Annotated in this window: 10 protein-coding genes; all 10 read right to left on the bottom strand. The window is 41.9% G+C overall.

Annotated features, from left to right (window positions below):
• Window positions 1-69 precede the first annotated feature (69 nt).
• A protein-coding gene (prfB, locus tag ACYQ1I_RS08415) for a peptide chain release factor 2 (protein WP_459764255.1) occupies window positions 70-1,174 on the bottom strand; the annotation gives its coding sequence in 2 pieces (ribosomal slippage) (window positions 70-1,098 and window positions 1,100-1,174; 1,104 coding nt in all).
• Window positions 1,175-1,186: 12 nt separating this feature from the next.
• Window positions 1,187-3,859 carry a preprotein translocase subunit SecA gene (secA, locus tag ACYQ1I_RS08410; RefSeq protein WP_459764253.1) on the bottom strand — a complete coding sequence of 891 codons (2,673 nt, stop codon included), beginning with the start codon at window positions 3,857-3,859 and terminating at the stop codon, window positions 1,187-1,189.
• Window positions 3,860-4,127: 268 nt separating this feature from the next.
• Window positions 4,128-4,760, bottom strand: coding sequence for a DUF5317 domain-containing protein (locus ACYQ1I_RS08405; protein ID WP_459764251.1), 633 nt, complete (start codon window positions 4,758-4,760; stop codon window positions 4,128-4,130).
• Between the two features lie 250 nt (window positions 4,761-5,010).
• Window positions 5,011-7,086: a methyl-accepting chemotaxis protein gene (locus ACYQ1I_RS08400; RefSeq protein ID WP_459764249.1), complete on the bottom strand. Its 2,076-nt coding sequence runs from the start codon at window positions 7,084-7,086 to the stop codon at window positions 5,011-5,013.
• 513 nt (window positions 7,087-7,599) lie between these two features.
• Window positions 7,600-8,895: a TRAP transporter large permease gene (locus tag ACYQ1I_RS08395; RefSeq protein WP_459764247.1), complete on the bottom strand. Its 1,296-nt coding sequence runs from the start codon at window positions 8,893-8,895 to the stop codon at window positions 7,600-7,602.
• A 16-nt stretch (window positions 8,896-8,911) separates the two neighbouring features.
• Entirely contained in the window at window positions 8,912-9,409 is a 498-nt protein-coding gene (locus ACYQ1I_RS08390; RefSeq protein ID WP_459764245.1) for a TRAP transporter small permease, read from the bottom strand.
• 140 nt (window positions 9,410-9,549) lie between these two features.
• Window positions 9,550-10,569: a TRAP transporter substrate-binding protein gene (locus ACYQ1I_RS08385; protein ID WP_459764243.1), complete on the bottom strand. Its 1,020-nt coding sequence runs from the start codon at window positions 10,567-10,569 to the stop codon at window positions 9,550-9,552.
• A gap of 96 nt (window positions 10,570-10,665) precedes the next feature.
• Window positions 10,666-12,201 carry a response regulator gene (locus ACYQ1I_RS08380; protein ID WP_459764241.1) on the bottom strand — a complete coding sequence of 512 codons (1,536 nt, stop codon included), beginning with the start codon at window positions 12,199-12,201 and terminating at the stop codon, window positions 10,666-10,668.
• On the bottom strand, window positions 12,194-13,687 hold the full coding sequence (locus ACYQ1I_RS08375) for a sensor histidine kinase (protein WP_459764239.1): 1,494 nt from the start codon (window positions 13,685-13,687) through the stop codon (window positions 12,194-12,196). Before ACYQ1I_RS08375 ends, ACYQ1I_RS08380 begins: the two co-directional genes overlap by 8 nt.
• Before the next feature lie 367 nt (window positions 13,688-14,054).
• Window positions 14,055-14,591 carry a ribosome hibernation-promoting factor, HPF/YfiA family gene (hpf, locus tag ACYQ1I_RS08370; protein WP_459764237.1) on the bottom strand — a complete coding sequence of 179 codons (537 nt, stop codon included), beginning with the start codon at window positions 14,589-14,591 and terminating at the stop codon, window positions 14,055-14,057.
• Between the last annotated feature and the right edge of the window lie 214 nt (window positions 14,592-14,805).

Below are 14,805 nucleotides of genomic sequence, written 5' to 3'. Positions count from 1 at the left end.
CAAAATACCTTTAGAATTATCAAAAATTTTGGCAAATTTTTCATTGATATTTAAAAGAAAATCCAGGCTTTAATCACCTGGATTCTGCTTTAAATATTCATTGATAAAAATGTCAATTTCCCCGTCCATAACGCTTTGAATATTCCCTACCTCTACGTTGGTTCGGTGATCCTTCACAAGATTATAGGGATTAAACACGTAGGATCGAATTTGACTTCCCCAGGCAATTTGGCTATACTCTCCCTGCAGGTCCTCAATCCTTTCCTTATGCTCCCGTTCTTTAAGCTCCACCAGCTTAGCCCTTAGCAGGGCCATGGCAGTGTCTTTATTACTGTGCTGAGACCGCTCATTTTGACACTGTACCACAATCCCTGTAGGTAAATGGGTAATCCTTACCGCCGAGTCAGTTTTATTGACATGCTGTCCGCCGGCTCCGCTGGCCCGAAAGGTGTCAATCTTTAAATCAGTAGGCTTGATATCAACCTCTACCTGGTCGTCAATTTCCGGCATGACATCCACCGAAGCAAAGGAGGTATGCCGCTTTCCGGAAGAATCGAAGGGGGAAATTCTCACCAACCGGTGTACACCCTTTTCTGGTTTTAAAAAGCCGTAGGCATTTTCCCCCTCCACCATCATGGTGACACTTTTAATTCCTGCCTCCGGGTCTTGAAGCAAATCCAGATGCCGCACCTTAAAGCCTTTAGCCTCTGCCCAACGGGTATACATCCTTAAGAGCATCTTGGCCCAATCCTGGGCATCCAGGCCCCCTGTGCCTGCATGGATGGAAATAATGGCATTATTACTGTCATAGGGTCCCCTCAGGAGGGTAGCCAATTTCAGCTCCTCCAGATTGGCTTCCAGCTTTTTGAGTCCATTTATCAAATCTTCTTCAAAGCTCGACTCTCCCTCTTCAATAAAAAGAATGGCGGTTTCCAGCTCGTCGTAGATCTTTAACAGCCCTTCATAGCTCTCGATTCGATCCTTCAAAGCTTTGGCCTTTTTCAATAACTCCTGGGCCCCTTGGGGGTCATCCCACAGATTTTCGGAGGCCATTTGGGCCTCGTAATCCTCCAATAGAATCATCGCCTGATCGATGTCAAAGAGAAGCCCTCATTTCGTTGATTTCTTCCTTTGACCTCAGTAATTGTTGTCGATATAGATCTAAGTTAATCATCTTTTCACCCCATTATTGCCCACAGCATTTTTTATATTTTTTACCGCTGCCACAGGGGCAGGGGTCATTTCTGCCGACAGTATCTTCCTTTACCACTGTTGATGGTTTGCTGCCTTCCCCATGGGAGGCCTCAACGGGCTTTGCCACCTGTTTTCGTTCCACCACGGTTTCCTTCTGAATATTGAAAAGGTACCGGATCGTTTCCTCCTGAATACTTTTTATCATCTCCTGGAACATATCAAAACCTTCCATCTGATAGGCCCGCACCGGGTCCACCTGACCAATGGCCCTCAAGTTAATTCCCTGTCGCAGCTGATCCATGGCATCGATATGGTCCATCCATTTGGTATCAATTACCTGAAGCAATATAATTCTTTCAATTTCTCGCATTCTTTCAGAGGTAAATTCCTCTTCCTTGGCCTGATAAATTGCCTGGGCTGTTTCCATGACCTTAGCCTTTAAATCCTCCTCGGTCATTTCGGTTAAATTATCCAGCTTGAGGGAATCTTTGGGCAGGAAGATTTTTTGCAGATAATCCTCTAATCCTGGAATATCCCAGTCCTCAGGATACTTGGCTTCGGCCGTATATAGCTTAACAGCATCATCTATAATATTACTTAACAGATTCATTATATGCTCATACATGTTTTCTCCGGAAAGAACCTTTTTACGTTCTCCGTAGATGATTTCCCGCTGTTTGTTCATAACGTCATCGTATTGCAATACATGCTTACGGATTCCAAAGTTACGGCCTTCCACCTTCTTCTGGGCATTTTCGATGGATTTGGTCAGCAGGTTATGCTCAATGGCTTCATCCTCCTGAAGACCCATTTTTTCAACAAGGCCCTGCATCCTGTCGCCACCGAACAGCCGCATTAAATCATCCTCCAGGGAAATATAAAAACGACTTGAACCGGGGTCACCCTGACGTCCTGCCCGGCCCCGAAGCTGATTGTCAATTCGCCTTGATTCATGCCTTTCGGTACCGATAATTTGCAAGCCTCCCAGGGCCACCACCTCATCATGCTCCCGGTCGGTTTCCATTTTGAATTGATCATGAAGCTGCTGATATTCCCTTCTTGCTTCTATCAGCTCCTGGTCATCGGTATCGGCATGGCTGGTAACAAAGGTCAGCTGTTCGTCGGTATAGCCCCGCTTTTTCATCTCCCGCTTTGCCAAAAATTCAGGATTTCCCCCCAGTGTAATGTCAGTACCCCGACCTGCCATATTGGTGGCAATGGTTACGGCGCCCTTCCTTCCTGCCTGGGCTACAATTTCTGCCTCTCGTTCATGCTGCTTTGCATTCAATACCTCATGGGGAATTCCTCTTTTTTTCAGCAGCCTGGAAAGCTCCTCTGACTTTTCAATGGAAATGGTACCCACCAGGATCGGCTGCTGCTTCTTGTGCTTTTCTTCAATATCCTTAACCAGGGCGCTGAATTTCCCCGCCTCGGTTTGATAGATGCTATCGGATAAATCCTGCCGGATAACGGGTTTATTAGTTGGTACTTCAATAACATCCATACCATAAATGGAAATAAACTCTTCTTCTTCAGTTTTGGCGGTACCGGTCATCCCCGCCAGTTTTTGATACATTCTAAAGTAGTTTTGGAAGGTAATGGTGGCCAGGGTTTTAGATTCCCGTTGAACATTTAAGCCTTCCTTTGCTTCAATTGCCTGGTGAAGTCCGTCACTGTACCGTCTACCAAACATTAAACGACCGGTAAACTCATCAACAATGACCACCTCTCCATCCTTTACCACATAGTCCTTGTCCCGCTTCATAAGGGTATTGGCCTTCAGGGCCTGGTTTACATGGTGTGAAAGCTCCATATTGGCTACATCTGACAGGTTTTCTATGCCAAAGTACTTTTCTACCCGCTCAACCCCTTCTTCCGTAAGGGCTACGGTATTGGCCTTCTCATCAATATTATAGTCTTCCTCTGCCTTAAGGGTTTTAACAAAATGATTGACAGTGGAATACATTTGCGTTGACTTTTCCCCCTGCCCGGAAATGATCAGGGGAGTTCTGGCCTCATCAATTAAAATACTGTCAACCTCATCGACAATGGCATAATTCAATTCCCGCTGTGTCATGTTATGCCGATGAATAACCATATTATCCCTTAAATAATCAAATCCAAATTCATTGTTGGTACCATAGGTAATATCAGCATCATAGGCCCTTTTACGGTCCTGTGGTGTAATACCATGAACAATGACTCCAACGCTTAGGCCCAGGAACTGGTAAACCTTTCCCATCCATTCCATATCCCGCTTTGCCAGGTAGTCGTTGACAGTCACCACATGGACTCCCTTGCCTGTCAGGGCATTCAAGTACACAGGCAGGGTCGCCATCAAGGTTTTACCTTCACCTGTTTTCATTTCGGCAATTCTGCCCTGATGCAGCACAATTCCACCATAGAGCTGAACAGGATAATGCTTTAGCCCCAATACCCTCCAGGCCGCCTCCCTCACTGTAGCAAAGGCTTCTGGCAATAATTGCTCAAGGGTTTCACTATTTTTTAATCTTTCCTTAAACTGTCTGGTTTTATCCTTTAATTCATTATCTGTCAATTTTGCATAATCCGCTTCAAGGGCCAATACTGCGTCTACGTCCTTTTTCATTTTCTTTAATTCTCTATCACTATGACTTCCAAAAAGCTTTTCAAATACCTTTTTCACCTTTATCACCTCTGTTGATAAATTTCTTCATTTACCTATCCTTTCATTTTAACACTAAAAAATAATCAAGACAATAAATGGTTTATGGTTCGCTATCTATCTTTCCAGTAAGCCCCTTGGCCGATTCCTTCCTTAAAAAGAAACCCTGGTAATTTATGTATGGCTAGTCCCCTCAATCCTTGTTTTTTCAAAGGTCATAAAGAAAGCCGAGATTTTGATCTCAGCTTATTTTCCCATGTTTTTCATAAAATATAAACAAAACTTAATATTATGCTCTAATTCCTTTTTGTTGATCAAATCGAATCACCCCAGCCGCCCTATGGTGACTTCTGGAGCACATCAGGGCCTGAACATAAATTAGCAGACCCAGTGAAATGAAGATGTCACCGACGCTCATAATCTGTTTTAAAGGATAAAAGGCGGGGGTTACCAGGCGTTTCCCCAAATAGGCAGTGAAGCCCAGGGCATTTTCCAGTGAAATATAATTTGGTAGGGCCCCTATATTAATAGATTGCAGCATGTTCTGAAAACCTGCCCGTGCCAGAAGGTTTAAATCAACCGGCATGCTGCCCTGATTCAATACAATGGCGGCAAAATTTAAGATGGCTCCAACTAAAATTAACCAAAGGGCCCGATTATGCAGGTTAAAGAACAGTACAATAAAGAGCAGGCAGTAAGCGCCAATATAAAGAAACATTCTGTACTGAATTGCCACAGGATTTCCCAATTGAATCAAAATAGAGGTTCCCAACAGCAGGATAAAGGATATGATAATCAGAATGGGAAAATCCAGGGTTCGATAGCCCAATCGTTTCAATTGACCTCCCCGAAGCTTTCCAAATATAAGACCTAAAATCAACGCTTCAAAAATCATGCTACCACTGCTCCTATCAATCATCATTAAAAGCCTACAAATGTAAATAGAAAGCTAAATCACCCATAGTGAAATGACAATTTCCTTAATAAAATCTTTATAACAATGAATGAGTCATTGAACACTAAAACAGGGTTTTCTATTTTACATAGCATTAACTTAGCTTAAACAGCGGGATTTGACATATTCAGCAACCTAATAATTAAAGGGTTCTTCAACATTCTCCCGTTAATATAGATATTGTTCTATATTCTTTTACAAATTCCTCCTTTTTATTTCATGAATTTATAATTTTAAACTGAGCAATGGAATCCTTCAAATGATCGCTTTCATTTCTTAAATGTTTAACATGCTCTGCCAGCCGATGAATTTGCTCCATTTCTTCTGCTGAGCAGGCTGTAATCTCCTGTACAATGGCCGTATTTTCACCAGAGATCATCAAAATATCAGAAAATACCTTTAAAATCGCCTCGTATTGCTTTTCCATGGTAAAAACGCCGGCTTCCATTTCCTTTACCCGCTCTAATAGAGTATCGACAAAGGCATTGATGTTCTCAAAGGCCCTGCTGGTCTCTTGAACCCGCTCATTTTGCCGGTTAATTTTATATACCGCATTTTCCACAATAGCCTCTACACTTGCTGTTTTTTCTAAGGTCCGCTGTATAATTGATTGTATCCCTTCACTGGTTTCCTTGGAATGGGCTGCCAGATTCCGAATTTCCGCCGCCACCACAGCAAAGCCCCGGCCGCTCTCACCGGCCCTGGCGGCTTCGATTGAAGCATTAAGGGCCAATAAATTCGTCTCCTTTGAGATACTTTGAATGTCTGCTATCATTTCTTCAATTTCTCTGGAGTTATGAGCCAGCAGCTTCATTTCTCCGGCGATTTGATCCATTGCCTCGGCTGACTCCCTGGAATCTGCCTGGAGCTTCGTCACCTCTCCCCGGCCCCTTTGACTGAGGCCTAGCATTTTTTCAGAGTCCTGCTTTAAGGCGTCGGTTACCTGAACCACGTTTCCTACCTCCTTATTTAGCCGATCCAGGGCCTCTGTTCCCCCCTTTACATCCTCAGACTGGTTTGATATGCCTACACTGATTTCTTCCAGGGCTTCGTTATGCTTTTCGGTAGACAAGACAATGGACTCACTGGCCTCATCCAGGGTGGCGGCTGTCTTGACCAGGGTTTCGTTGGTATTAATAATATTGCTGATTAATAGCTTTAGCCTTTCAACCATGGTATTGAAGCTGCGGGAGAGCTGACCAATTTCGTCGCTGGTTTCAAGATCAACAGAAACAGTCAGGTCTCCCTCCTCCACCACCTTCATGTGCTTCATTAAAGCCTTGAGGGGACCAATCACGGCATATTTGAGAATCAACATGACAAACAGACACGAAATTCCTATAAACAACAAACTTAACTGGTTTGTTCTGTTTTTTAAGCTGCGAAGGGGGGCATACAACTCTCCCTCTGAGATGGCCGTAATGACCATCCACCCATTATCTAAAAAGGTCATACGACCCAGATAATGATTTTGCTGATCCATGTAATCAAAGGAATCAATTCCTTCCTTTGATTCCATCGCCGGGAATATTGGCTCTGAGGGTCTGTTCTCTGTGGTTAATATGTATTCCAGGTTTTCATCCATCAACATCACCTGGGCCGTTTCGCCATAGGCAGATTGATTTAAGAAATCCATCATAATTTCATTTTTCAGCAGCAGTACCACCACTCCCATTGGCTCCATGGTGCTGAAGTCGACAATGGCCCTGACCATGGCAATATTCCTTTCTCCCTGTTGATCTTGAAATACCTTCCACAGTGGGGCTCCCTTGGCCTCAAGGGCCCCTTGAAACCACCCTGCCTCTGAAATAGAATTGATTTCTGCTGTCCACTGATTAAAGAGGGAAGAATTGCCGTGATAGGTTATGGTGTCGCTTGCCGGCGCAATAATGCCGATGGAATCGAAATACTTCGAGGTTAATGAAGCATTTCTTAACTGGTCACTTAAACTATTGGTCAGTAAATATTTTTCATAGGAATTATCTGCGTATTGTAAATCTGTCAGAGCCTTTGGTATTTGATTATTGGCAAAAAACTGCAATGTAAGGTTTTCCAGGTCTTCAGTAATTTGATTGTAGGAGCTTGTTACCATTTCCAGCTTGGCATCCATAATAGCTTCAAGATTTTGTACAATTACTTCCTCTGTGATTCGATTTGCCGTTATACCAAGGGTTAGCATAGAAACCGCCAGCAAAGCAATGATTAAAACCTGTAGTTTAAAGCTTAAGCTGCTGAAGATGTACCTGTTAACATTCCTTAGGCGATGGGCCTTTTCCCGCTTTTTTAAACCCATGATCAATACCCCCTTTTTCCATTCGGGTTTTTAACCCGTGGATACGTTTTCAACCATTATCCAATTATTAGCCTTTCCCTAAAAAAGGCCTTAAAAATTGAGCAAAAAACCTGTTATTATTCTGAAATAACAGGTTTTTAATTAGGGTGTGGCTGAATACTCCGAAGGGTGCAGATTTTACTGAATTTTTGTTCCAAGCAAGGCGCTTTTTTGAAGGCATACCAGGAGTACGTCAAGGAAAAGCAACGCTGCGTGGGACAAAAAAGCGGTGAAAGAGCCCTTGAGTGGGTTTTCAGACACGCCCTAAACAGCCCTTATGGTATTTAACTATTTATCTTTTACCATAGTTTCATTATATGAAATATAGTTTCATAGTTCAAAAATTCCTCGGGGTCACTATTCAGAATTTTTCACATCTTTTCACGCTTTTTCTCCAGATTTCTCCTTTTTTTATAGAAAATTAAAATTGAAAAGCCATGTTATTCTAGTTTTGCGGCCCTTTGGCGTATTCCGTCAGCCTCCCATAATTAAATTGGGAATAAAGAGTGTAAACTGGGGTACGAAGGTCAGTAAAATTAATACCACAAACATTACTGCATAAAAGGGAAGTAAAGACTTAATTACATCCTCAATCCGACATTTAGCGATACTGCACCCTACAAACAGGGTTGAGCCCACCGGCGGCGTAATTAATCCAATGCCCAGGTTCAGCATTAATACAATTCCAAATTGAATGGGATCCATACCGACACTGGTGACTACAGGCAGTAAAATTGGGGTTGTTATCAGAATAAGGGGTGCCATATCCATAATCATCCCCAGGGCCAGCAGCAGAAGATTAACGATAAACAGAATAACGTATCGATTATCTGAGATTGAAATCAGGGCTTCCGCCACCAGGGCGGGAATTCTCAAGTATGCCATCATGTATCCGAAGGCACTGGAGGTGGCGATAATAGCCAACACCATGGCCAAGGTCCGCAATGATTTGTTTAAAATGTCACCCATTTTAGAAAGAGGGATTTCCCGGTAGACAAAGAAGGTAATGATGAAGGCATAGATGGCGGCAATTGCTGCCGATTCTGTGGCTGTAAAGTAGCCTAAGGTGACGCCAACAATGATAATAACGGCGGTTAATAGGCCTAAAATACTCTCGGCAGTAATCTTCAAGGCATTTTTTAGACTGACCCGTTCACCCTTGGGATAATTTCTTTTTACAGCAATAATATAGCTTAAGACCATTAGGGCCAATCCCAATATAATTCCCGGTAAAATTCCTCCTAAAAACAATCGCCCTACCGATAATCCGCCGGCGGCCAGTGAATAGATAATAACATTATGACTGGGGGGGATGATTACCCCCTGGGTAGAGGAGGCGACGGTTACGTTGACAGCATAGTCCTTATCATAGCCCTGCTTTTCCATCATGGGGATTAAAATTGAACCGATGGAGGAGGTATCAGCCACCGAGGACCCAGAAATACCGCCAAAAAACATACTGGCCAGTATATTCACCATGGCTAGGCCCCCCCGGATTCGACCGATAATGACATTGGAAAAATCAATTAGCCGACGGGAAATTCCCCCTTCTCCCATGATTTCGCCGGCGACTATAAAAAAGGGAATCGCCAGTAGAGAAAAGGAATTAACGCCCTTTACCATTTGCTGCGCCACCACCATGGGTGGAATTCCCAGATAAAGGGCTGTGGCCATGGATGAAAGGCCCAGTGCAAAGGCTACGGGTATTTTAAGAAACAACAGTACAAATAAGGTTCCAACTAAAATGATGATTGCAAGTGTATCAATCATAGCTCCACCTCCCTTTCTATTGATAATCCTGCTCGATTGAAGCTTCTTTCATATCATTGGAAAACAACTTTTCCAAACTATAGAGTATAATCATGACTCCTGTTACAGGCACCATCAGATAAATTGTTGACGATGACCATTGGGTAGCCGGTAGGGTTGATGTACTTGTATAGCTTACCAAGCGGCTTCCATAAATCATAAAAAACACCCCAAAGGAGCATATCAATAGATTTTCTAGCTTTGATATGACCTTTTTAACCCCTTGGGGCATTAATCCCACAAAATATTCAATGCTTATATGAATTCCCCGCTTCACTCCCAGGGCAATGCCGATAAAGCCAAACCAGATCATAAGAATTAAAGCCACCTCTTCTGACCAATGGGGAGTAAAGCTCAACAGCTGCCTGGTGGCCACCTGAAGGGAAATAATCAATATCATTGCAACCAGAAATACCATACCTATCACTTCAAATACTTTATCTGTCAGATTCAAAAACTTTTTGAAGGCCCGCATTGTTCCCCTCCTCTTCTATGAATTAAATAACCTGAAGGACAAGGCCAAGACTTCTACAATGTTGCAGCCGGGAGGATACAAATTGCCAAGAGTCTATTTATCACCTCAAATGCCATGCCTTCAGGATATTGCTCAATTTATTATTTTGTATCAATAATTTCCTGAATTAATTCCTCATAACCCTTTCCAAACTCTTCGTAAATGGATTGTACAGCGGCTTGAAATTCTTCATTGCTTTCCAGGCGAGTAATAATATTACCATTGGCAATAATTTTTTCTTCAGCTTCCTTTTCTACCTTTTCCCATTCTTCTCTTTGATAGATGGCTGCCTCCCTGGCCGCCTCCTTAATTATTTCCTGATCTGACGGCGACAGCTTATCATAGGTCATCTTGCTAATCAAGATCAGCTCCGGAGCCCGGGTATGCTCATCTATGGTATAGTATTTCGCCACTTCATAGTGACTGGTGGAAAGATAGCTGGGGGAATTGTTCTCTGCCCCGTCAATAACACCTGTTTGAATGGCACTGTAGACCTCGCCGAAGGCCATGGGGGTGGGGGAAGCGCCAAGGGCCTTGACCAGGTCCATCATCAGCTTGCTTTCCTGTACCCTTATTTTCATTCCCCTTAAATCTTCAACGGTTTTGATTTCTTTTTGACCATTATAAAAGTTTCTTGCACCGCCATCGAACCAGTTGAGGCCTAGTAGATTATTTTGCTCCAGCTTTGTTAGAAACTGTTCTCCGATGGGGCCATCCAGTACTTTAAACATATGATCCCGATCACGATAAAGATAGGGAAGCATAAGAATGCCAAAATCCTGATTAAATTCACTTAGGGGTGAAATACTGGTTCTGACAAAGTCGATTGCTCCAAACTGAGCCTGCTCAATGGTGGTTTTTTCATCTCCCAATTGGGCTCCGGGATACACCTCGACTTTAATTCTACCTTCACTTTTTTCCTCCACCAATCGGGCAAACTCTCGGTCTGCCAATACGGTTACATATCCCTCATTATGGGTGTCGGCCAGTCTCAAGGTAATTGATTCAGCTTTAGATGGTGTATTGTTGTCTGTTTGAACCTGATTGGTGCCGGAACATCCAGCCAGAATTCCCATCATCAATATGGATATTAACAATACAGCTAATGTTTTTTTATGCATATATCCTGCTCCCTTCCTTGTTTTCTACAGTCTATCGTTTTCAGAAAACGTTTTCTATAGACTTTTTTGCTATTTTCTTTCATTATTTGTCATCTATTACAATTTAGTAAATTCAGTGGCTGAAAGTCCAGTGTGCTTTTTAAAGGCCCTGCTGAAATAATTGGGGTCTGTATAGCCAACCTCCAGGGCAGTCTCTTTAATTGACTTTTTCTTTCTCAGAAGCTCCTTGGCCCTTTCCATTCTGATTCGTATCACATAGTCTTTATAGTTTTCTCCTTCTATCTTTTTGAAGAGCTTGCTGAGGTAGTAGGGGCTTAAACCAATGTGCTGGGCCACCTCATTAAGGGATACCTCCTTTTGATAATGTTCCATTACATATTCCTTAATGGTCTCAATCAGCTGGGTACCATGATCCCTTTTATAATTCTTTATTTCATTAATAATTCCCTGAAATCGCCGTTCCATAAGGCCCATGATCTTTTCCACATTATCAATGCATTTCATATCTGTCTGAAGCCGTAAATCCTCAAATCCCTCCAGGGCCTTCCCATAAAACTGAACCACATTTCGTTTCATGACAACATTTAGCTCTTCTATGTAGGCCTTAATGGAAGGAATCCTTTGCTTTTGCTCTATAAGTACCTTTAAAAGGGAATCAAGCTCCTTTAAGGCCTGGGATAAATTTTCATTAATCAAGCTGTTGAAGATTTTCTTTTCAAGCTGATAAATAATTACTAAATGATCCACCTGCTGAAGGGGTTGTTTTTGCTTTTGCTGGGTCTCTGCCATAGCTTTGGCCTCCCGATAGGCTTCGTGGGCCATGGAAGAAGGCTGATGAATCGTACTCAAACCCCCAAAGAGCTCTATACCATATCGTTCCTTCACCTGAAGCACCAGCTCCGCCATTAGTCCCTTTAGTCTCTGATATAAATCGGATTGGGGCAGCCCTTTATGGAAAACAAGCAATATCATTTCATCCAATATCACATTGCCGATTATAATTGTGCTAAGGAATTGAAGCTTGGTTTTGGTAAGACCAATGATTTTCTCAATTTTTTCTTCCCATTGTCCCTTAAAGACCATGCAGGTATAATCATGGCCTTCTATATCTAATAGCCTGCGGCAGGCGTAAAAATTGTCTAACCAGCTGGCATTGCCCATTGCTAAATGATAAATGACTTCCCTTTCGTAAAAGGGCAGCATTTGCTTAATTCCTGCCCGAAGAATATCCACCCTGCGCAGATTTGTCTGCTTTTCCTCTACTTTTTTAATAACGGAATCAAGGGTATTAAACAGGTCTTCATTGCCAATGGGCTTTAACAAATAATCCTTTACACCAATCTGAATTGCCTTCTGGGCATATTTAAATTGGCTGAAGGCAGTTAAAATAATAATCTCGACTTCGGGGCACTGGGCCTTAATGATTTCCGACGCCTTCAATCCATCAATTACAGGCATATTAATATCAATCAGAAGGATTTCGGGCATCCTTTCCAGGGCCAATTCCACCGCTGCCCTTCCATTGGCAGCCTCATACAGTTCAATAGCCTGCCCCCGATAATGCTCGGTAATTAGGTATTTCAATGCCCTCCTTTCCAGGGCTTCATCTTCAGCGATTAACAGCTTAAGCATTTTCCTCACCTGCCTTTAGGGGTATTGTGATAGTTACAAGGGTTCCTTGGGCTATCTTGCTTTGTATCTGAATTAAATTTTCCTGGCCAAAATGCAGTTCAAGCCTTCTTTTAACATTGGCAAGGCCTAACCCAGTGGTGTCTCCCTTTCCTTGATGAATAGACTGTTCCCTGAATATGTCCTTTAGCTGCTGGCCCCCCATACCAACCCCATTATCTGATATTTTGATATAAAGGGTATTATCCCCACTGGAAATGGAAACAGATACCTGGCCCCCGGTTTCCTTATCCTTCAACCCATGGATTATGGCATTTTCTACAATGGGCTGTAGTGTCATGGGCGGAATTTCGATATGATCCAGCCCCGGTTCAACCGAAAGGGTAAAGCTCATTTGATCCTGAAACCGGACTTGCTGAATAAAAACGTAAGATTTCAGTATCTCCACCTCCTCTGCAAGGGGTACCCTTTCCTTGCCATGGTACAGGTTATAACGCAGGATTTTAGCGGTTGCTTCAATAAGCCTTACGGTATCACGGGCCCGTTCAAACAGGGCAATCCGGCCGATGATATTAAGGGTGTTAAATAAAAAATGGGGATTCATTTGGTTTTGAAGGGCTAGTAGCTGTGATTCCTTAAGCAGCCGGTCCTTTTCCAGGCTATTCAACCGTTCCTGATTAAGGCTTCTTTCCAGTTCAACCTTTCGAGCCATTTCTTCAATATAATATCGAATATTATTTTTCATATTGTTAAAGGCAATGGTCATATTGTTTAACTCTACATATTGACTTTCCTTCATGTCTTCCACCTCCCACTGGCCCTTTGAAAGCTTTTCAGACAGCTTCGACAGACTATTAATATGCTTTAAAATATCGTTGGAAAAGGCCCAGGCGAATAGAAAGCTCATCATAATAAAAATAAAAATCACTGTGTAGACATTATTTTCGATTCGTTTGTAATCATTGACTAGTTCCCCATAGGCCTGGTCTGTAAAGCTTAAATAGTTGGTAGTAAGCAGTTGACTATGGTTACCCATATACATTGTTAGGGTTCTCAGTTCACCCAGTTGCTGATAAAGCTCTAGATTAAAGGTGTTGTACTGAAGAATTTCAGTAACAAGCCTTTGTTGGTACTCAACCATATTTTCTAAATTTCTGTAAAAGATACTGCTGGTGGCATCTTTAGCTATATCAGCTCTGATATTATTTAGAATGTCATCAATATGTGTCTCAGCAGTACGGTAGACTTCTAGCACCTCTTCATCCTTTGACTGAACATAATTTTCAATCAGACTATTTACTTGATTAATTTCCATTGAGAGCTGGCTTAGGGCAATGCTGGTTTGAATTGTTTGATTATATTCCTTGGTAATGGTATTGCTCATGGAAAAGGTAATATAAAATCCCACCAGCATTAAAAGGGGGATCAAAATAAAAATTAACAGGAATCTTCTTCCAATTGACTCTTGATGGGAAATGACAGGCAACATGGGAGGGCTCCTTTCTAAAACGGTATAGAACTATTTTATGATAATTTGGCAGACCAAGCCAAGAGCCTGTTATTGATTAACAATAACAGGCTCTTGGGAGGATTAAAGAAAAAAGCGTTTAAGTACTGGTTGACTCTAATATGGACAAAGGTCTATGCAGTTTCATTATATGAAAATATGTTTTATAATTCAAAACTACTTATATCTCATTTACCTTCATTTAATCTAACTACCTCTTATTTTCTATTCCTAACTTCTGTTTTCTAAATATTTTAATAATTACGGTGTTTTATACTAACTTTATTCAAAAGAAGCAGCTTTTTTACTTTCAACACCTAAAAAGGGCAGCCCTCCGGCTGCCCTTAATTTATTCGTAATCAGGCTCTATTAATCCATAATTTCCATCTTTCCGTTTATAAACAACATTTACCTCCTCGGTATCTGCGTTGGTATAGACAAAGAAGTTATGTCCAATGAGCTCCATCTGTAATACAGCCTCTTCTGCACTCATGGGTTTAACAGGGAATCTTTTGGTTTTAACAATTTTTGGCTCTATGGTATCTTCGTCGTCCTGCGGATATGGTATATTTTCAAATCGAATTGTGCTAATCTTTCCATTACGATTTTCCAGCTTTGTTTTGTGCTTTCTTAACTGTCGGGTCAATTTGTCAACCACCTTGTCAAGAGAAGTGTACATGTCCTCTGTGGTTTCCTCAGCCCTTAGGATCGTTCCGTTAATTGGAATGGTTACTTCAATAATTTGCCTGGACTTTTCCACAGATAAGGTGGCCTTTGCCTCCACATCCTTGTTAAAATACTTATCCATCTTAGAAATTTTTGATTCGACTGAGCTCCTTAAGGCATCTGTTACTTCAACATTTTTTCCGCTTACAATTACTCTCATATGTTCAGCTCCCTTCCCATCTATCAATTTAAGTTGAGCTTTGTCAACTTAAAATTGTAACAGCTTAATCAATATTTCCTATGGGTTATCAAAATTATTACCCATAATACAAGCCCTCAAACATAGGTTGTACATTTTCAAATTTTCTATAATGCTGTTTTAGCTGTTTAAACTAATATATTCAATCATCAGCTAGGCCATGATTACTATTTTT

It is taken from the genome of Alkaliphilus crotonatoxidans, assembly GCF_054658015.1.
This window is presented reverse-complemented; position numbering and strand designations above follow the sequence as displayed.